General features: G+C 64.9%; 19 protein-coding genes and 1 riboswitch. Of the genes, 10 read left to right on the top strand and 9 right to left on the bottom strand.

Annotation, left to right across the window (positions count from 1 at the left end; all coding sequences use genetic code 11):
- Positions 1-4: 4 nt before the first annotated feature.
- Together E4P29_RS24285 and E4P29_RS24290 are read left to right on the top strand one after the other, a co-directional pair.
- The gene (locus E4P29_RS24285) at positions 5-1,183 is read left to right on the top strand and encodes an alpha-hydroxy-acid oxidizing protein (RefSeq protein WP_135047596.1); all 1,179 of its coding nucleotides are present in this window, start codon (positions 5-7) and stop codon (positions 1,181-1,183) included.
- Positions 1,183-2,478 carry an alpha-amylase family glycosyl hydrolase gene (locus E4P29_RS24290; protein WP_135047598.1) on the top strand — a complete coding sequence of 432 codons (1,296 nt, stop codon included), beginning with the start codon at positions 1,183-1,185 and terminating at the stop codon, positions 2,476-2,478. Before E4P29_RS24285 ends, E4P29_RS24290 begins: the two co-directional genes overlap by 1 nt.
- Here E4P29_RS24290 and E4P29_RS24295 read toward each other — a convergent pair.
- Positions 2,471-2,782, bottom strand: a complete 312-nt coding sequence (locus E4P29_RS24295; RefSeq protein WP_135047600.1) for a hypothetical protein — start codon at positions 2,780-2,782, stop codon at positions 2,471-2,473. The genes E4P29_RS24290 and E4P29_RS24295 overlap by 8 nt on opposite strands.
- A gap of 105 nt (positions 2,783-2,887) precedes the next feature.
- A riboswitch (TPP riboswitch) is annotated at positions 2,888-2,980 on the top strand.
- A gap of 48 nt (positions 2,981-3,028) precedes the next feature.
- On the opposite strand from E4P29_RS24295, the gene E4P29_RS24300 reads away from it, so the two are divergent.
- Both E4P29_RS24300 and E4P29_RS24305 read left to right on the top strand, forming a co-directional pair.
- Entirely contained in the window at positions 3,029-3,790 is a 762-nt protein-coding gene (locus tag E4P29_RS24300) for a 3-oxoacyl-ACP reductase (RefSeq protein ID WP_135047602.1), read from the top strand.
- Position 3,791: 1 nt separating this feature from the next.
- The gene (locus E4P29_RS24305; RefSeq protein WP_135047604.1) at positions 3,792-5,060 is read left to right on the top strand and encodes an LLM class flavin-dependent oxidoreductase; all 1,269 of its coding nucleotides are present in this window, start codon (positions 3,792-3,794) and stop codon (positions 5,058-5,060) included.
- Here E4P29_RS24305 and E4P29_RS24310 read toward each other — a convergent pair.
- Positions 5,054-5,641 carry a TetR/AcrR family transcriptional regulator gene (locus tag E4P29_RS24310; RefSeq protein WP_135047605.1) on the bottom strand — a complete coding sequence of 196 codons (588 nt, stop codon included), beginning with the start codon at positions 5,639-5,641 and terminating at the stop codon, positions 5,054-5,056. The genes E4P29_RS24305 and E4P29_RS24310 overlap by 7 nt on opposite strands.
- 88 nt (positions 5,642-5,729) lie before the next feature.
- Between E4P29_RS24310 and E4P29_RS24315 the strand changes: the two genes are divergently transcribed.
- On the top strand, positions 5,730-6,665 hold the full coding sequence (locus E4P29_RS24315) for a zinc-binding dehydrogenase (protein WP_135047607.1): 936 nt from the start codon (positions 5,730-5,732) through the stop codon (positions 6,663-6,665).
- 12 nt (positions 6,666-6,677) lie between these two features.
- Here E4P29_RS24315 and E4P29_RS24320 read toward each other — a convergent pair whose 3' ends face one another.
- The 3 genes from E4P29_RS24320 to E4P29_RS24330 form a co-directional block, all read right to left on the bottom strand.
- Entirely contained in the window at positions 6,678-7,568 is an 891-nt protein-coding gene (locus E4P29_RS24320; protein ID WP_135047609.1) for an alpha/beta fold hydrolase, read from the bottom strand.
- Between the two features lie 12 nt (positions 7,569-7,580).
- Positions 7,581-8,600 carry a PDR/VanB family oxidoreductase gene (locus E4P29_RS24325; protein WP_245154472.1) on the bottom strand — a complete coding sequence of 340 codons (1,020 nt, stop codon included), beginning with the start codon at positions 8,598-8,600 and terminating at the stop codon, positions 7,581-7,583.
- Between the two features lie 83 nt (positions 8,601-8,683).
- On the bottom strand, positions 8,684-9,583 hold the full coding sequence (locus E4P29_RS24330; RefSeq protein WP_135047613.1) for a metal-dependent hydrolase: 900 nt from the start codon (positions 9,581-9,583) through the stop codon (positions 8,684-8,686).
- Between the two features lie 114 nt (positions 9,584-9,697).
- Here E4P29_RS24330 and E4P29_RS24335 point away from each other — a divergent pair, with 114 nt between their 5' ends.
- Positions 9,698-10,213, top strand: a complete 516-nt coding sequence (locus E4P29_RS24335) for a hypothetical protein (protein WP_135047614.1) — start codon at positions 9,698-9,700, stop codon at positions 10,211-10,213.
- 135 nt (positions 10,214-10,348) lie between these two features.
- Here E4P29_RS24335 and E4P29_RS24340 read toward each other — a convergent pair whose 3' ends face one another.
- Positions 10,349-10,816, bottom strand: a complete 468-nt coding sequence (locus E4P29_RS24340) for a 2-isopropylmalate synthase (protein WP_135047616.1) — start codon at positions 10,814-10,816, stop codon at positions 10,349-10,351.
- Positions 10,817-11,045: 229 nt separating this feature from the next.
- Here E4P29_RS24340 and E4P29_RS24345 point away from each other — a divergent pair, with 229 nt between their 5' ends.
- Positions 11,046-12,248, top strand: a complete 1,203-nt coding sequence (locus tag E4P29_RS24345; RefSeq protein ID WP_135047618.1) for an ATP-binding protein — start codon at positions 11,046-11,048, stop codon at positions 12,246-12,248.
- Positions 12,249-12,258: 10 nt separating this feature from the next.
- On the opposite strand, the gene E4P29_RS24350 is transcribed toward E4P29_RS24345, so the two are convergent.
- Positions 12,259-13,440: an alkane 1-monooxygenase gene (locus E4P29_RS24350; RefSeq protein ID WP_135047620.1), complete on the bottom strand. Its 1,182-nt coding sequence runs from the start codon at positions 13,438-13,440 to the stop codon at positions 12,259-12,261.
- Positions 13,441-13,607: 167 nt separating this feature from the next.
- Between E4P29_RS24350 and E4P29_RS24355 the strand changes: the two genes are divergently transcribed.
- Together E4P29_RS24355 and E4P29_RS24360 are read left to right on the top strand one after the other, a co-directional pair.
- Positions 13,608-14,474 carry an alpha/beta hydrolase gene (locus E4P29_RS24355; RefSeq protein WP_135047622.1) on the top strand — a complete coding sequence of 289 codons (867 nt, stop codon included), beginning with the start codon at positions 13,608-13,610 and terminating at the stop codon, positions 14,472-14,474.
- Between the two features lie 30 nt (positions 14,475-14,504).
- Positions 14,505-15,353: a patatin-like phospholipase family protein gene (locus E4P29_RS24360; protein ID WP_135047624.1), complete on the top strand. Its 849-nt coding sequence runs from the start codon at positions 14,505-14,507 to the stop codon at positions 15,351-15,353.
- Positions 15,354-15,367: 14 nt separating this feature from the next.
- Here the strand turns inward: E4P29_RS24360 and E4P29_RS24365 are convergent, their stop codons facing one another.
- Together E4P29_RS24365 and E4P29_RS24370 are read right to left on the bottom strand one after the other, a co-directional pair.
- A complete protein-coding gene (locus E4P29_RS24365; protein ID WP_135047626.1) occupies positions 15,368-16,276 on the bottom strand; it encodes an amidohydrolase family protein in 909 nt (302 codons plus the stop codon).
- Positions 16,263-16,949, bottom strand: coding sequence for a dienelactone hydrolase family protein (locus E4P29_RS24370; protein ID WP_245154467.1), 687 nt, complete (start codon positions 16,947-16,949; stop codon positions 16,263-16,265). Before E4P29_RS24370 ends, E4P29_RS24365 begins: the two co-directional genes overlap by 14 nt.
- Positions 16,950-17,054: 105 nt before the next feature.
- Between E4P29_RS24370 and E4P29_RS24375 the strand changes: the two genes are divergently transcribed.
- Complete coding sequence (locus E4P29_RS24375; RefSeq protein WP_027495194.1) at positions 17,055-18,032, top strand: NADPH:quinone oxidoreductase family protein; 978 nt, start codon at positions 17,055-17,057, stop codon at positions 18,030-18,032.
- The last annotated feature ends 2 nt before the right edge of the window (positions 18,033-18,034 follow it).

The raw sequence follows: 18,034 nt of genomic DNA on the forward strand, positions 1-18,034 counted from the left end.
AACGATGACCGAGGCCAGGCCCAGCAACTTCAGCGATCACCAACTCGGCATCTACGCCGCCGGAATGTTCGCTCAGCAGACACCGTCGATCACCACCAACCTGGCGCGGCTGGAGGACCAGGCTGCCGAGAAGCTGTCGCCCGAGGCGTTGGGCTACATCGTCGCCAGCGCGGGAAGTGGCTCGACAGCGCGTGCGAACCGGGCCGCATTCGACAGGTGGGCCATCACGCCGCGGATGCTGCGCAGCTCGGCCTCGCGTGATCATGCGTGCACCGTGCTCGGCACCGAGATGCCCGTTCCGCTGTTGATCGCACCGGTGGGTATTCAGACTCTCGCCCATCCCGACGGTGAACTCGCGACGGTTCGCGCGGCTGCGGAACTCGGTGTGCCGTACATACATTCGACGCAGGCGTCGCATTCGTTCGAGCAGATCGCCGAGGCAGGCGGGGATGCGCCGCGCTGGTATCAGTTGTACTGGCCGACGGACGAATCGGTACTGCTGAGCTTCCTGCAGCGTGCGAAGAACACTGGATTCACCACGTTGGTGCTGACGCTCGACACGACGTTGCTGGGCTGGCGGCCCGCCGATCTGGACCGCGGATACCTTCCCTTCCTGGCCAACCTTGGCATTGAGAACTACCTGAGCGATCCGGCGTTCCAAGCCGGACTGGCGCAGCCCGTCGAGGAGAATCCCGTTGCGGCCGCGATGCATTGGGCGCAGATGTTCCCCAACCCGGGGCTGTCGTGGAAGAACCTGGCGTTCCTGCGCGAGCACTGGGACGGTCCCATTGTGCTCAAGGGCGTCTGCACCGTCGGCGACGCCCGGGAAGCCGCAGCCCATGGAGTCGACGGCATCGTGGTCTCCAACCACGGTGGGCGTCAGATCGACGGTGCCAGGCCGTCTCTCGACGCACTCCCGTCCATCGTCGATGCGGTCGGTGACGACCTGACGATCCTGTTCGATTCGGGTGTACGGACCGGCGCGGACATGGCGAAGGCTCTTGCCCTCGGTGCCGATGCGGTTCTACTCGGCCGCCCGTTCCTCTACGGTCTCGCCCTCGGTGGGCAGGAGGGGGTTGCACACGTATTACGTTGCCTGCTGGCCGAATTCGACTTGGTGACCAGCCTGTCCGGCCATACCGGCGCGGACGAGCTCGGTCGCGACTCGATCGAGGCGTCCTGATGGAGTGGACGAAGCACGCCATCTGGTGGCACTTGTACCCGCTCGGCTTCACCGGTGCGCCGGTGCACGGATGGGACGGTGAATCGCAGTCGGATCTGCACCGGCTGAACAGAATCGAGAAGTGGCTCGACTACGCCCTCGAGCTCGGTGCGTCGGGCATCGCCCTCGGTCCGATCTTCGAGTCCGAGAAGCACGGCTACGACACCGTCGACTACTACCATGTCGACGGTCGGCTCGGCACCGACGAGGATATCGACTCGCTGATCGCGGCGGCGCACTCCCGCGGCCTGAAGGTGATGTTCGACGGCGTCTTCAACCATGTCGCGCAAAGCTTCCCGAAGTTCCGTGAGGCCCTGGCCGAGGGCCCGGATTCCGAGGCCGCCGGGTGGTTCCATCTGGACTGGTCCGGGAACGAGCCGACGCATCGCAACTTCGAGGGCCACGACGAACTGGTCGCACTCAACCACGAGAGCCCGCATGTGCAGCAGTACGTCGTGGATGTGCTCTCGCACTGGCTCGAACGCGGCGTCGACGCCTGGCGGCTCGACGCGGCCTACGCTGTACCGCCACGCTTTTGGGCCGCGGTGCTCCCGAAGGTTCGTGAGAAGCACTCGGATGCATACTTTCTGGGCGAGGTCATCCACGGTGACTACGACCGGATCGTCTCGGCCTCCACGTTGGATTCGGTTACCCAGTACGAACTGTGGAAGGCGATCTGGAGTGGCCTGAGCGAGAAGAATTTCTTCGAGCTCTCGCATGCGTTGGAGCGCCATAACGGCTGGCTCGACGCCTTCGTGCCCGCCACCTTCGTCGGAAATCATGACGTCAACCGCATCGCCAGCGTCATCGAGGACGAGCGACATCTGCTGCACGCGTTGGTGGTTCTGTTCACCGTGGGCGGTATGCCGATGATCTACTACGGCGACGAGCAGGCGTTCCGCGGTATCAAGGAAGATCGCGTCGGCGGTGATGACGAGGTGCGTCCCGAATACCCGGAGACATCCGAGGATCTGGCCCCGTACGGTTGGCCGGTCTACCGCGTGCATCAGGAGCTGATCGCAGTTCGGCGTCGCAATCCGTGGTTGTACTCCGCGCGCACCGAGACTCTCGAGCTCACCAACACCGCACTGCTCTACCGCGTGTACGCGGACGACAATTCGATGACGGTGGCGCTCAACCTCGGCGACGACGCGATCGACTACGCGGTCGAAGGTGCTGAGGTGATCGCGGGCGAGGCACACCTGGACGGCGGCAGGGTCACGGTGCCCGCGCACGGCTGGGCGATCGTCAGCTGAGTGCTCTGGCCGCCTTTGCGCGGTCGAAGAACGCCAGCAGATGCGGCAGCTGTTCGTCGGTCACGGTGAACTTCATACGGTCGCCCGAATAGCCGATGCTGCCGTCGGATGCTCGCAGACCGAGGACGATCTTGGTGCCGTCCCGCGTCGGCTTCGCGTCCACACCGAGCTGATCGACGTGCCACCGACAGCGCCCACCGGCCGCGATCCTCACGGCGGCGTCGAACGCTTCGACCGTGCGGTGGTCGAGTACAAAAATCACGTTCTCGTCGAGGCGATACTCCAGGTAGACGCGTTCGGCCATGGCGGCACAGTAACTTGTCATCGTCCTATTCGGGTATCTATCAACTGAGCTAGAGACCCGTATCGACGGCAATGCAGCGACCTGCCGAGCCCGGTGGGTACAGTCGAGCGCGACACGGGGTGCCCCCAGGGGCTGAGAACACACCCGTCGAACCTGATCTGGTTAGGACCAGCGAAGGGAATGTCGTGACGTTTCGGTATTCCTGTCTCTCGTGACGGTCCCGACCTCGAACGAGAGGCGAGGCGCATGAAAATCGACGAGCAGACGGTGTTGGTCACCGGCGGTGGGCGCGGACTCGGGGCAGCGATCGCTGCGGCGTTCGCCGGTCAAGGCGCACGTGTGGTGATCGACTATCGCACCAGCAAAGAAGCCGCCGAAGCGCTGGCCGACCGCCTGGGCGGAAATGCTTTCGCGGTTCAGGGTGATGTGACCGACGAGAGCGCGGTGGCCACGGTGTTCGACTCGGCCCGTGCGCATTTCGGCACTCCGATCACCACCGTCGTCAACAACGCATTGGCCGACTTCTCGTTCGACGGTGATGCCCGCCCCAAGGCCGACACCATCACCTGGGAGCGCTTCGACGCCCAGTTGCGTGGCAGCGTCCGCGCCGCGTTGCTCACCACTCAGGCTGCGCTGCCGGGAATGCGTGAGGCGGGCTTCGGCCGAATCATCAACGTGGGCACCAACTTGTTTCAGAATCCGGTGGTGCCGTACCACGACTACACGGCGTCCAAGGCCGCACTGCTCTCGCTGACCCGCACTCTGTCCGCGGACCTGGGCGTTGACAACATCACCGTCAACATGGTCTCGGGTGGACTGCTGCGCACCACCGATGCCAGCGCCGCGACCCCGGCCGAGGTGTTCGACTTCATCGCTGCCTCGACCCCGCTGCAACGCGTCACCACGCCGGAGGAATTCGCCGATGCTCTGCTGTTCTTCGCCTCCCCGTGGGCGCGGTCGGTGACCGGTCAGAACCTCGTTGTCGACGGCGGTCTGGTCAAGAACTGATATGCACCTCAACGCGTTTCTGTACGGCTGCGGACATCACAGTGCAGCGTGGCGGCATCCCGATTCGCGAGTGGAGGACCTGGGCAACATCGCGTACTACGAGGAACTTGCGCAGCTGGCCGAACGGGGAAAGTTCGACGCGGTGTTCTTCGCCGACGGGCATTCCGTTCGCGATCCGGCCGGCGCAGGAACCTGGTTTCTCGAACCGATCACGGCGCTGTCGGCCATGGCCAGAGCCACCACCCACATCGGTCTGGTCACGACTGTGTCGTCGACGTTCTACACCCCGTTCCATGCCGCGCGCATGCTGGCGTCGCTCGATCACATCAGCGGCGGCCGAGCCGGCTGGAACGTCGTCACCTCCATGTTCGACGCCGAGGCACGCAACCACGGGATGGATGTCATCCCGGCTCGTGAGGAGCGTTATGCTCGCGCCGAAGAGTTCGTCGATACTGCACTGGCGCTGTGGGATTCGTGGGACGCCGACGCGTTGACGCTCGATCGCGCCGGAGCGTATGCGGACCCGGCCAAGGTGCATGCCATCGATCACGACGGCAAACATTTTCGGGTCGACGGTCCGTTGACGGTGCCGCGTTCACCGCAGGGCAGGCCGGTGCTGTTCCAGGCCGGGGCGTCGGGGCCGGGTCGTGATCTCGCTGCGAAGTACGCCGAGGCCATCTATGCCGTCGCCTACGATCTCGTTGCAGCGCAGAGCTATTACGACGACGTGAAGGCGCGCATCGCCCACGCGGGCCGAGACAGTGCGGCAGTGGGAATCATGCCGGGTTTGGTGACGTACATCGGATCGACGATGGACGAGGCCCGACGCAAGAAGGCCGAACTGGATCAGCTGCTACCGACCGAGCAGTCACTGGCAATGTTGTCGACCTTCACCGGACAGGACTGTGCTGCTTGGGAACTCGATGAACCGGTGCCCCCGCTACCGCCGGCAGCAGAGTTCACCGGACCGCAGGGCCGCTACGAGACGATTCTGCGCATCGTCGAGAAAGACGCCCCCACCGTGCGTGAGTTGCTCGGCACGCTGGCTGCCGGCGGCGGGCACGCAACGATGATCGGCACACCGGAGTCCATCGCCGACGAGATGGAAACCTGGATTGGTCGCGGTGCCGACGGATTCAACCTGATGTGCCCGCGCTACCCGGATTCGCTCACGGAATTCGTCGATCAGGTGGTCCCTATCTTGCAGCAGCGCAGTCTCTTTCGTGCGGACTACACCACCTCGACGCTTCGCGGGCACCTGGCTCACTGAGCGGCCGGCCCGAAGACTCCTCGATCGACGAACGTCACCAGAGCGTCGAGACCGTCCTCGGGCGAGCCCTGCCACAGCCGCGCGAAATTCTCCGTCGCACCGCCGATCAGCATCGCGGTGGTGGCAGGAGGTGCCGGAAGCTCGACTCGTGCCTTCTCGAATGCGCTGAGGCGTTCGACCCAGGGCTCGAATTGAACCTGCGTGAATCTCTGCATCCGTTCGGCGAATTCTGGACTCACCAGTGCGGCGTCCCGAAGCGCATCGATCACAACCCGGTGCCGTGTCAGCAACTGCCAGAAGACCTCCAGATGTGGACGCATGGTGGGGTGCTCGCGAGCGGAAGGATCCTGCGCCGCGACGATGACGTCGGCGTCCTCACCGATCTGTTCGGCGAGGGCCAACAGCAACTCGTCCTTGCCCGAGTAGTGGTTGTAGAACGACCCTGCGGCCCGGCCTGCTTCCCGGGTGATGTCGACGATCTTGGTGTTGAGGTATCCGGACCGGGCGAAGACGGCGCGGGCGGCATTTTCCAGCTCGATGCGAGTCTGCTCGGCCTGGTGAGCGCGACCAGTGGTTGCCACCGCTGTTCCCCTTCCTGTTGACACCTCAACAGTCAGGCTACACACTGAATCAGGATTCAGTGAATGACCATTCGTCGAAAGGCCGGACATGAAGGCAGCAGTTCTGACCGAGTTCGGGGTGCCGACGTACACGGACCACGGCAACCCAGCACCTGCGGAGGGTTCGGAGGTGATCGACGTGGCGGCTGCAACGCTCAATGCCGTCGACATCGTCATTGCCGCCGGTACCCACTACCTCAGTCCGCGGTCGCTGCCGACGGTCATCGGCATCGAAGGCGCGGGTACCACGCAGGACGGACGCCGCGTCTACTTCTCACCGGCGCTCTCGCCCCACGGTTCGATGGCTGAGCAGACTTTGGTGCCGACGGCCTCGCTCATCGAACTACCCGACGGGCTGGATTTCTCGACCGCCGCGACACTGGGTAACGCAGGTCTGGCCGCCCTGATGCCGCTGACCCATGGGGCTCGAATGACGCCGGGGGAGAACGTCGTGATCCTCGGTGGCACCGGGGTGGTCGGGCGCCTCGCCGTACAGGCGGCGCGATTGCTCGGCGCAGGCTCGATCACGGTCGTCGGACGTGACGAGCACGCCCTCGAATCCACCCGTGAACTCGGGGCCACGGCCACGGTTGCCATCGGCGACAACAGTGTCGACGAGCTGAGCTCTGCTATTCGGCGGGCATCCTCCGGCGCTGATGTCGTTGTCGACTATGTCTGGGGCACAGTCGCTCTCGCGGCACTGCAAGCCGGCAACCGCCTCGTTCGTCTGGTGCAGATCGGTGACCGAGCCGGGGCCGACATCACCGTGCCGGCACAACTCATGCGCTCGCTCGGAGCAAGCATCGTCGGATTCATGCCGCTGCACTACGGACGGAGTGTCACCTCGCAGGCGTATCGCACCCTGGCCGACTGGGCTGTCGCAGGACAGATCGCGGTGGAGTACGAGAACATGCCACTGGCCGAGGTGGCGAGTGCATGGGAGCGCGCCCCACGCACCCGTCACAAGCTGGTACTGGTCCCCTGACCCATCAGCCCATCAGCCCAGCGAGTCGATGAATTCCGTTGTCAATCGCGCGATGTCGTCCGCATGGGAGATCGGCGACCAGTGTCCCGCCGGGATGTCGTTGCGCGTGAGGTTCTTGACCCACTTGCCGGTGTCGTCGTAGTGGTACGGCCGCACCGCGACGTCCTCGGTGTTGACGATGAGGTGCACCGGGATGTCGATGTACCGATCGCGCGGATTGGTCAGGATGGGAATGATGTTGGCGCGGTACAGGTTGGTGCCGTTGGTTGCGTCCGACCACAGCGTGGGGTTCTGCGTGACGAGCGTCGGATCGACGCCGGAAAATTCCTGGAGAAATGCCGGCCAGCCCTTGGCGAACTGACGCTTGATGCGCAGCGTCGACAGGCCGGGGATGTGGAAGGTGACGGTGTACCAGGACGCTCGCGTCTGGGCAAGGACCTGCTTGATGCCGGTGAGCGTGGGACGACGCAGGCGCGACTGCGACCACTTACCGAGGTGATCGAGGTTGGGTCCCGAAATCGATGTGTACGAACGGATTCGATCCTTCGCCTGCGGTTGAGCCGCGGCCTCCCATACTTCGACGGCACCCCAGTCGTGTGCGAGCACGTGAACGGGAGCGTCGGGACTGACCGCATCTGCCACGGCATAGAAGTCCGCCGCCAACCGGGCCAACTTGTACGCCGACTGCTCGGCGGGCACAGTGCTCTCGCCGGCGCCGCGCGAGTCGTAGCTGATCACCCGAAAACGGTCTTCGAGTTGCGGCACGATGTGGCTCCACAGTTCGTGAGTATCGGGCCACCCGTGAACGAGGACAATGGGTTCGCCGTCGGGGTTTCCGCTCTCGAACACCGCCAACCGAATGCCTTCGTTGACGACCGTCGTGCGAACTGCGTTGCTACTCACTGTCTTTCCGTTCTATAGATCGAGTACGAGACGGGCGCTTCGAGCACGCGAGACGCAGATGAGCATGTGATCGCGCTGCTCCTCTGGGGTCAATCGCGACTCCAGGTGTTCGGGCTCGCCGGAGAGCACACGCACCTTGCAGGTACCGCAGAAGCCCTGCTGGCACGAGTACGCGATATTGGGCTTCTGTTCCTTGACTGCGGTCAACACGGAGGCATCGGCAGCCACGTCGAGCACAGCGCCTGTGCTGATCAGCTGCACCTCGAACGGTGTGCCATCGAGGATCGGCGGCGGACCGAAGCGCTCGAAATGCAATGCGGTGGCAGGGCACTGGCGGAAGTCGCGGCGGACGGCGTCGAGCATGGGGGTAGGGCCGCAGCAGTAGACGGCACCGCCTGCGGGCGCGCGCTCGAGCAGTTCACCCTCGGTGGGGTACCCGTGCACGTCGTCGGTCCGGACGAACACGCGATCCGATTCCCAGCTCTCGATCTCGTCGAGAAAGGGCATCGTGTCCCGAGAGCGACCACAGTAGACGAATTGCCAGTCCATCCCGAGAATCCGTGCGGCACGCACCATCGCGATGATGGGCGTGATGCCGATCCCGCCCGCCACGAACAGCGCACTGCCCTCGGCGACGAAGGGAAAACCGTTCCGTGGGCCGCGGACGGTGACCTCGGTGCCGGGCTCGAGTGCATGCATCTCGATGGATCCACCTGCGCCGGTGGGGATTCGGCGCACGGCGATGCGGTAGCAACTACGGTCGGACGGATCGCCACACAGCGAATACTGCCGACGGCGACCCGACGGCAGATGTAGATCGAGGTGGCAGCCGGGATGCCAGGTCGGCAGTTGCTCCCCTGTCGGCGAGGCGAGGGTGAGAGCGGCGACGTTCTCGTCCTCGGCGATGATCTCGCGGTGGACGACCACCAACCGCAGCGCGGAATCGGGATTGTGGCCGGCTACCGCGTCGTCGTACTCCTTGCGGGCAGTCGCGTGCATGTAACCGTTGAGGAACGTTCCGAGCATCTGCATAGAGCGGTCGGCTCGAGGGCGTCCGCGCAGATCCGGTGGCGCGTCCTTGGGTAACAGCCGCGGAACGCGACGCGTCGAGAGCTTCACCGCGCCGCAGCCTGTGCGGCCGGGGACGATGCCAGGTAGCGCACGGCCTGAGCCGTCGAGCCTTCTTGACTCGGGTGATACGACTTCTTCAGGTAGCGAGACATACTGCGGCCGACGTGCGTCAGCGCCGGCAGCGTGCCGCGGCGAACAGACTTGCGCCACAGGGACGATCGGGGCTTGCGAACCGACTTCGGGGCGCTCTGCAGCTCGGGGTCGTTCTTCATCAGGAAGATGATGCCGCGCATCCAGATGTAGCCCATCAAAGGAACGACCACGACGAACGTGCGCAGTCGACGTACCTCCCGCTTGTCGAAGTAACGAAGGGTGTCGTACGCGACCGAGCGGTGTTCCACTTCCTCGGCACCGTGCCACCTCAGCAGATCGAGCATCGTCGGATGAATGCCGGCCCGGTCCAGACCGTCGGCGTTGAGTACCCAGTCACCGAGGAACGCCGTCACGTGCTCGATGGCGGCGATGAGGGCCAGACGCTCGACGAGGTTGTTCTTCGATCGCAGACTCGTCACCGAATCCGATCCGAGGACCTTGCCGAAGGCCCATTCCATCTGATCGGTGAACGGAGTGGGGTCGAGTCCGTTGTTCTGCAGATGCACGAGGACGCCGGTATGAGCCTCGGCGTGCACGGCTTCCTGCCCGATGAAGCCGATGACGTCGTCGCGCAGCTTCTCGTCGTCGATGTAGGGCAGGGCCTCTTTGAACGTGTCGACGAACCAGTGTTCGCCGGCCGGGAGTAGTAGATGCAGCACGTTGAGGACGTGCGTGGTGTACGGATCGCCGGGCACCCAGTGCATCGGCAGATCGCTCCAGTCGAACTTGACGTTCCTGGCCTGAAGCATCACTTCGCCCGGGTCCGATGCGACGGCGTTGCGCTCGTTCATCGAGTCGACCTCCTCCACGTCCACGATGTGGCCGATGCCACAGTGCGCAACTTAGTATAAACACCGGTTACATGTAAAAGGAACCATGTCGGTATCGAGTGAGAGACTTCTGTGATGACCGACCCCTCCCCAGCGGCTGTTCCCCCGAGCAGCGTGCCCGTGGCCTGGCCCACCGAGTGGCCCGTCGATGTGCGTCGAATCGCGGACGCCACGGTCGATGCCCTTGCTGCTGTCGTGGCGCAGGATCCGATCGCGTTCGACGAGGCCGTCGAACTGTTGGACCGCTCGGACGCGGCCAAGGCCGGGAACGTGCATGCGGAGATGGTACGGAGTTTGCTCGAAGAGGTATACAGCGATGGTTTGACCGGGGAGAACGTTCAGGAAGTTCTCGGCCGAACCGTCCGCGGAGCCGACTGGCTCCCGAGCGTGGACATCGCCGGGTTCGTCGAGGTACTCACCGGCGCGCTGGGTGTGACGGACGTCGACGAGCAGTCACGTTCGCGGCCGCGGCCTGCCCATGCCCTGTTGGTGGTGGCGGATCTGCTCGCGATTCGTCGAAGCCGCGCCGAGACGTATGTGCGCCGCGCACTCGCCGAGATTCACCGCGCGCAGACAATCGAGATGCCCTAGTGAGATCTTCGCCTGTATTGCTTGGACGCTAGAGAGGCGAAGAAAGCGCTACCGACGCCGACGACGAACTCGAAGTTATGGACACATTCCGTCGGATTTTCGTCCTCAACTTCGAGTTCGCGGCCGCGGTGGCAGCTACCGATGCAGGATGTTTGCCCCGGCGACCACGGCTCTGATGGACGACAGGGTTGCGTCGGGCTCGATGGACATCGACCATTCGCGGCGACCGTCGTGCTCGGCCAGGACGAAGGTGGCGGTCTCTTCGCCGATTGGCTGCTGGTGGAACGACAGGATCTCGATACGGAATCCGGCGTCGTGGAGCATCGATGTCAACGCCTCGATCGGTCCGTATGTTGTTGTGGCACAAGCGAAGATGGTTTCACCGATGCCGAAGGTGGCGTCGAACGACGTCTTGCCTCCGGTGGCCCCAGTTCCGGACCAGGAGCCCAGCCGGAGAGGCCCGGTGGTGGGCGAGAAGCGGTCGACGAAGGCCGTCCACGACATGTGTTGCCCGGAGATCTCGTCGCGCATCGTGCGCGGCAGGGCGCAGCCGAAACGGGCATGGAACGGATCTGTGGCGAAAGTCGAAGCAAGTGAATTCATGAGGGTGGTCCTGGCGAATGTGAAGGGAGGACCGAGAGAGCACGACGACCCGCAGCGAGGGGTCGGTCCGAATCAGACCCCGCTACGGCGGCGTACTACGAGAATGCGCTTCACGGAGCCGACAGTAGCCCCGGCCTCGGCCGTCCCGCAAGTATCGAATGAATACGGATCTCTAGGACACGAGCTAGATGTCCGCATATATTGCACGATTCGTTGTAACTTTGGCCCCATGGACCCCGTGCGTAACCCTTACGCTCCCGGCGCAGGCCAGCGCCCACCCGAGCTCGCCGGTCGAAAGAAGCAGCTCGACGCCTTCGATGTCGTGCTCGAACGCATCACCCGCGGCAGGCCGGAACGCAGTGTCGTTCTCACCGGGCTGCGCGGCGTCGGGAAGACGGTGTTGCTCAATCAGCTCCGATCCGCGGCCATCGCGCGCGGATGGGGAACCGGGAAGATCGAAGCTCGTCCCGACCAGGAACTGCGCCGGCCCCTGTCGTCGGCGCTGCACATGGCGGTACGCGGCATTGCGGCCTCGCATCGTGACCCCGAACGCGTCGACGAGTTTCTCGGCGTCCTCAAGGCCTTCGCGCTGCGCGCCACCGCCGACAAGGGGATGCGCGAGCGGTGGCAACCGGGCATCGACGTCCCGGCGAAGACCGGCCGCGCCGACTCCGGCGACATCGAGATCGATCTCGTCGAACTGCTGCTCGACGCCTCCGCGCTGGCCGGCGACGTGGGTGTGGGTATCGCCATCTTCATCGACGAGATGCAGGACCTCGGTCCCGCAGACATCTCCGCACTGTGCGCGGCCTGCCACGAACTGAGCCAGGACACCGCGCCGCTGATCATCGTCGGGGCCGGACTACCGCACCTACCGGCTGTGTTGTCGGCATCCAAGAGTTACTCCGAGCGCCTGTTCAGCTACCACCGAATCGGCAGGCTCGAGCGTGCCGCAGCAGATCTCGCATTGATCGCGCCGGCCGACCGCGAGGATGTCGAATTCACCGCCGAGGCACTCGACGCGCTGTACGCAGCCGCCGATGGCTACCCCTACTTCGTGCAGGCCTACGGCAAAGCGACCTGGGATCTCGCCGCCGACAGCCCGATTTCCGCCGAGGACGTGCGTGTTGCCGCTCCGACAGCGGAGGAGGAATTGGCCGTCGGATTCTTCGGTTCGCGCTACGAACGCGCGACGCCCGCCGAACGCGAATACATGCGCGCGATGGCCGAACTGTCTGTGGAGGACGGTTCGGTGCCGACCTCGGCCGTGGCCACCGAGCTCAAACGCAAGCCGGCATCGCTGTCGCCTGCCCGCGACGGCTTGATCAAGAAGGGCCTGATCTACTCGGCCGAGCGCGGCACGATCGCGTTCACCGTGCCGCATTTCGGGCGCTACCTGAGAGCGCAAACCGACGAGCCCGCCGCGGTCTGAGGCGTCGACGCTACGACTGCGCGCGCGCCCCGGTCAGCTTCTCGAGGCGACGGACCGCTGTGCGGTCGGTGCGGTCGACGTTGACGAGGCTCGGGTCGCCGTCGTAGAAGTCCATCAGGCGCTGATCCATCACCTTGCGCCACAAGGGCGGAACCATCGAGCAGAAGATCATCACCGCGTATCCGGCCGGGAGTTGCGGAGACTCGTCGACGGTTCGTAGTGCTTGGTAGCGGCGCACCGGATTGGCGTGATGGTCGCTGTGGCGTTGCAGGTGGTAGAGAAACAGGTTGCTCCACAGGTGATCGCTGTTCCAGCTGTCCCGGTGCGAGGGCTTGGCGTAGCGACCGTCCGGACGCCTGGTGCGCATCAGGCCGTAGTGCTCGAGGTAGTTCGCTGCCTCGTACAGGACGATGGCGATGGCGGCTTGAATCAGTAGGTACGGCAACACGATCCAACCGAACACTGCGATCAGTACCCCGAACAGAACGATGCTCATCGCGGCCGCGTTGAAAAGGTTGTTGCGCAACGTCCACGGTGACGAGCCCGACCGCGCGAGTCGACGGGTTTCGAGATCCCAGGCCGAATGCAGACCGTGGAACATCGTGCGTGGCAGAAACTTCCAGAACGTTTCACCGAACTTGGCCGACGCCGGATCCTCTGGGGTGGCGACGCGCAGATGGTGGCCGTGATTGTGCTCGACGTAGAAGTGGCCGTACAGCGTCTGCGCCAGAGTGACTTTGGAGAGCCACCGCTCGACGTTCTCGCGCTTGTGTCCCAGTTCGTGCGCGGCGTTGATGCCGACGCCGCCGACGACGCCCACGGTGACGGCCAGGCCGATTCTCTCCGGTGTGCCGAGTGGGCCGTGGGCCCACAGGTAACACGCGGCCACCAGGCCGGCGTATTGCAGCGGCAGGAAGAGGTAGACACACCACCGGTAGTACTTGTCCTTGTCGAGTGCTGCGAGAGCCTCGTCGGGTGGATTGCTGCGATCGACGCCCGCGAACTTGTCGACCAGGGGCAGCGCGATGCCCATGATCATCAGCCCGAGTGCCCAGAATGCGCCGGGTCCGAGGAGTGACACCAAGCCCCACGCCAGGAACGGGCTCAGCGGAATCGTCAGGCCGAGTGGCCAGAGATAACGCTTGGGATCGCGCCACTTCGGCGAGGCCCCTGCGGCGTCCTTGTCGGGCATGCGTGAACTCACTCCTGGTTTTCGAGGCTGCCCACGCGGTACGAGGGGGTGCGGTGGTGGTCTGTCACAAGTACATCGCCACGCGTCTGAGGATAGTTACCTAAACGAATCTATGGGGTTCGAGCGATGGGCCGTCGAAGGCGTGGCGGTCCTTGTACGGTGACCGAATGCAGCATGTCGAGTCGTCGTTCGCCGGGGTACACGGAACTCGCATCGTCTACGACGTCTGGACCCCGGACGTCGCCGCCGATAATCCGCCTACCGGCGTTCTGGTGCTGGCCCACGGCCTGGCCGAGCACGCAGGACGGTACCGACACGTGATCGAGCGGCTCGGCTCGCTCGGCCTCGTCGTTTACGCACCCGACCACCGCGGGCACGGACGTTCCGGTGGCAAGCGAGTCTCCTTGGCGAAATGGTCGGACTTCACCGACGACCTGCACACACTGTTCTCCATCGCGGCTGACGAGCACCCCGGCAGCCGCAGATTCCTTCTCGGACACAGCATGGGCGGTGCCATCGCGCTGTCCTACGCCCTCGACCATCAGGGCGATCTGGACGCCTTGATGCTCTCCGGGCCTGCGGTCAACCCGTCCGTGGGCCAGCCGAAAGCACTGGTCGCCGTGGGTGCCGTACTCGGCAGGTTCCTGCCGTCGCTGCCGGTTCTGAAACTCGACCCCAACGACGTCTCCCGCGACAGGGCCGTCGTCGACGCCTATGTCGCCGATCCGTTGGGCTATCACGGCAGCGTCACGGCCGGGCTTGCTGCAGCACTGTTGCAGGAGAGTCGTACTTATCCCGCCAGATTGCCGTCCCTGACGATTCCGGTGTTGTTGCAGCACGGAACCGCGGACCGGTTGGCCGACGTCTCGGGCAGCCAGCTGATCGCCGAGCTGGCGGGATCCGAGGACCTGACGTTGAAAACCTACGACGGGCTGTTCCACGAAGTCTTCAACGAGCCGGAGCAGGAACGCGTGCTCGACGACCTGATCACGTGGTTACGGCCGCGGGTCGGCGGCGGGGCTGTAAGTTCCTGACGGGTCCAGCGGAAGAACGGGGTTACGACCATGGCCAGACGAGCGCTCGTATTGGGCGGCGGCGGTGTAGCGGGCATTGCGTGGCAGACAGGCGTCCTTCTGGGACTGGCCGAGGCCGGGGCCGATGTCAGCGACGCCGAGATGCTGCTCGGAACGTCGGCCGGTTCTTCGGTGGCAGCTCAGATCTCGAGCGGTACCCCGGTATCGGAATTCTTCGAGCGTCAGGCGGACGAGTCGAAGCAGGACAACGAGCCGCACGCCGAGGCCACCATCGACGAGCTCGTCACCATGTTGGCCCGCGCTGCCCAGAACTCGGACGGCAGTGCCCTCGACACTCGCAGGCGTATCGGTGCCGAAGCTCTGGCGGCATCGACGATCACCGAACGGGAACGACGAGCGATCATCGCCCGCCGACTGACGAAGCACTCGTGGCCCGACCGCGATCTGCGGATCGTCACCGTTGATGCCATGACGGGACGCCATCGAGTACTGGACCGGGGATCGGGCGTCGAGCTGATCGACGCCGTGGCCGCGAGCTGCGCTATCCCGGGCATGTGGCCGCCGGTGACGATCGGCGATCACCGCTACGTCGACGGCGGTATCCGTGCGAGCGAAAACGCCGATCTGGCGGTGGGCTTCGAGAAGGTACTGGTGCTCAAGGTCGGCGCACTCGACCTGGAAGGCGACCCCTTCGAGGTCGAACGCGGGAAATTGGTCAAGGGTGGCTCGAAAGTGGAAGTGATCGTCCCCGACCAGGATTCGTCGGCTGCGATCGGACCCGACCCCACCGACATCGCCGTGCGGGCGGCGGCTGCGATAGCGGGCCGGGCGCAGGGCACCGCCATCGCCGAGCGTATCGCCGAATTCTGGGTGGGCTGAGACCCGAACGGGATTCAGCCGAACAGGGCCGCGCCGTTGCTCCAGCACACGGCGCGGACCCACTCGTCGCCGAGTCCGAGACGGCTGACCGCCTGTAGCGCGTCCAGGTAGGGGTACGGGATGTTCGGGAAGTCGCTCCCGAACAGAATGCGATCCTGCAGGTCCAGCAGCCGCGGCATCTCGTGCCGGGGAAACGGCGCAGCGGCTTCGGAGAAATCCGTGAAGGCCATGGTGGTGTCCAGGCGTACGTTCTCGTATCGATCGGCCAGATCGAGAAATTCGACGTACTCGGGCATGCCCATGTGCGCGACGATCAGCGGTAGCGTCGGAAACCGCTGCAGCAGAGCGGCGATCGGCTCGGGGCCGGTATACGAGCCGGGTGCCGGTCCGGAGCCGCAGTGGATGACCACCGGAATCTGCGCATCCGAAATGGTGCCCCAGACGTCGTCGAGCAGCGGGTCGTTGGGCGAGTAGTTCCCGACCTGGATGTGCGACTTGAAGATTCGGGTTCCGTTCGTCACCGCCTGCTCGACGTATTGCGTTGCTCCGTCCTCGGGATAGAACGTCGCAGTCTGCAGACAATCGGGGGTGCGGGCCGCGAAGTCGGCACCCCAGGAGTTCAGCCAGGCCGCCATCGCAGGTTTGTGCGGGTAGATCATCGACGTGAATCGCCGCACGCCGAACCCTCGAATCACCTGCAGCCGTCGGTCTTCGGCGAAGCGGTACGAGATGGGCCAGACGCTGCCCGTCAGCGGGCCTGCGCTGTCGAAGTAGCTCCACACCTTGTCCATCACGTTCTTCGGCATGAAATGCGTGTGGACGTCGAACAGTCCGGGCAGCGACAACTCGGTCCAGAACGCGACGATGCGTTCGGTCTCCTCCGCGAGTTCGGCGTCGGAGCGAGGGTGCTCAGCGTGCGACATGCGCGTCGAACCACTCGAGGGTCTTGGTCCACGCGTCGCCTGCGGCTGCGGCATCGAACACGGCAGGGCGGTCGTCGCAGTGAAAGCCGTGCTTGCCGTGAGGGTATCGGGTGATCTCGGTGTCGACCGGTGCCGTGGCGGTGATCTCCCGCAGTGTCTCGACGTCCTGGAACGGAATGCCCTCGTCCAGATCTCCGAAGAAGCCGTGCCACGGTGTCTGGAGAGCGTCGCCCACCGAGGCCATCGCGGGATAACCGAAGCGGCCCTTCGTGATTCCGCCACCGTAGAACGTGGCGGCCGCACCGAGTTGCCGTCGAACCGCGGTATGGAAGGCCACGGTCCCGCCCATGCAGAAGCCGACGATCGCGATGGACGAGGGCTCGAACCCCAGTTCGGACAGCGCACTCGCTGCTGCGTCCACGTCGGAGTCCACCTCGTCCGCCTCGAGTTTCCCGATGGCCGCCATGGCGGAATCCATGTCCGAGTAGTCGAACACGGTCACCCCCTCCTGCCGGTGGAACAGATGCGGAGCCACGGCTACCCAACCCGCCGCAGCCGCGCGGTTGCAGACGTCGACGATGTGGTCGGTGACCCCGAAGGCTTCTTGGATGACGATGACGCCGCCGCGGGCGGTGCCGTCGGGCGAGACGACGGTGAGGGGAGTGGTGTTCACCCCTCGATTGGAGCACATCACCAGGAGTGGATGCCGGTAGCGGCGGTGAGTACGGCAGTTTGTACCGTGGCAGGCAGGGAACGATCCCGACCGAGAGGACATTTCATGCGCGCGGTACAGATCTCCAGTCTCGACGGACCCGATTCGGTGACCGTTGCCGATATCGACGAACCCACCGCGCGTGACGGGTCGGTGGTCATCGAGGTCAGGGCCGCGGGCGTCGCGTTTCCCGACGCGTTGCTCACCCGTGGGCTGTACCAGTACAAGCCCGAGTTGCCGTTCGTTCCGGGCAGCGAGATCGCCGGCATCGTTCGGTCGGCTCCGGCGGATTCCGGCTTCTCGGCCGGAGACCGCGTGGCAGCGTTGACGGGGCTCAGCGACGGTATGGCGGAGGTCGCCGTCGTCTCGCCCGACACGGTGTTCGCATTGCCCGAGTCCGTGTCGCTCACTGCGGGCGCGGGCTTGCTGTTCAACGATCTGACGGTGCACTTCGCGTTGCGCGAGCGCGGCCGCTTGGCGCAGGGCGAGACGGTGCTGGTGCACGGCGCGGCCGGCGGGATCGGAACCTCCGCTCTGCGAATGGCTCCGGTACTCGGGGCAGCACGGGTGATCGCAGTGGTGAGCTCGGAAGCAAAGGCAGACATCGCGCGCGCCGCCGGAGCCACCGACGTCGTACTGGTCGACGGCTGGAAGGACGCGGTCAAGGAGCTGACCGGCGGCCGTGGCGTCGACGTGGTCGTCGATCCGGTGGGCGGTGACCGGTTCACCGACAGCATCCGTTCGCTCGCGCCCTCGGGCCGAATCCTGGTGCTGGGCTTCACCGGTGGCGAGATCCCGACCGTCAAGGTCAACCGTCTACTGCTCAACAACGTCGATGTCGTCGGCGTCGGCTGGGGTGCGTGGTGGATGACGCGCCCGGGCTACCTGGCCACCCAATGGGCCGAGATCGAGCCACTGCTCGCGGACGGTTCGCTCGTGGCTCCCGAGCCGTCCGTCTTCCCCGTCTCCGATGCGGCAGCAGCGATCGCCTCGCTCGAAAACCGAACGGCAGCAGGGAAAGTAGTACTCGACTTCAGTCTGTGATC

Source organism: Rhodococcus sp. 1R11 (genome assembly GCF_004563845.1).
GTDB lineage: Bacteria > Actinomycetota > Actinomycetes > Mycobacteriales > Mycobacteriaceae > Rhodococcoides.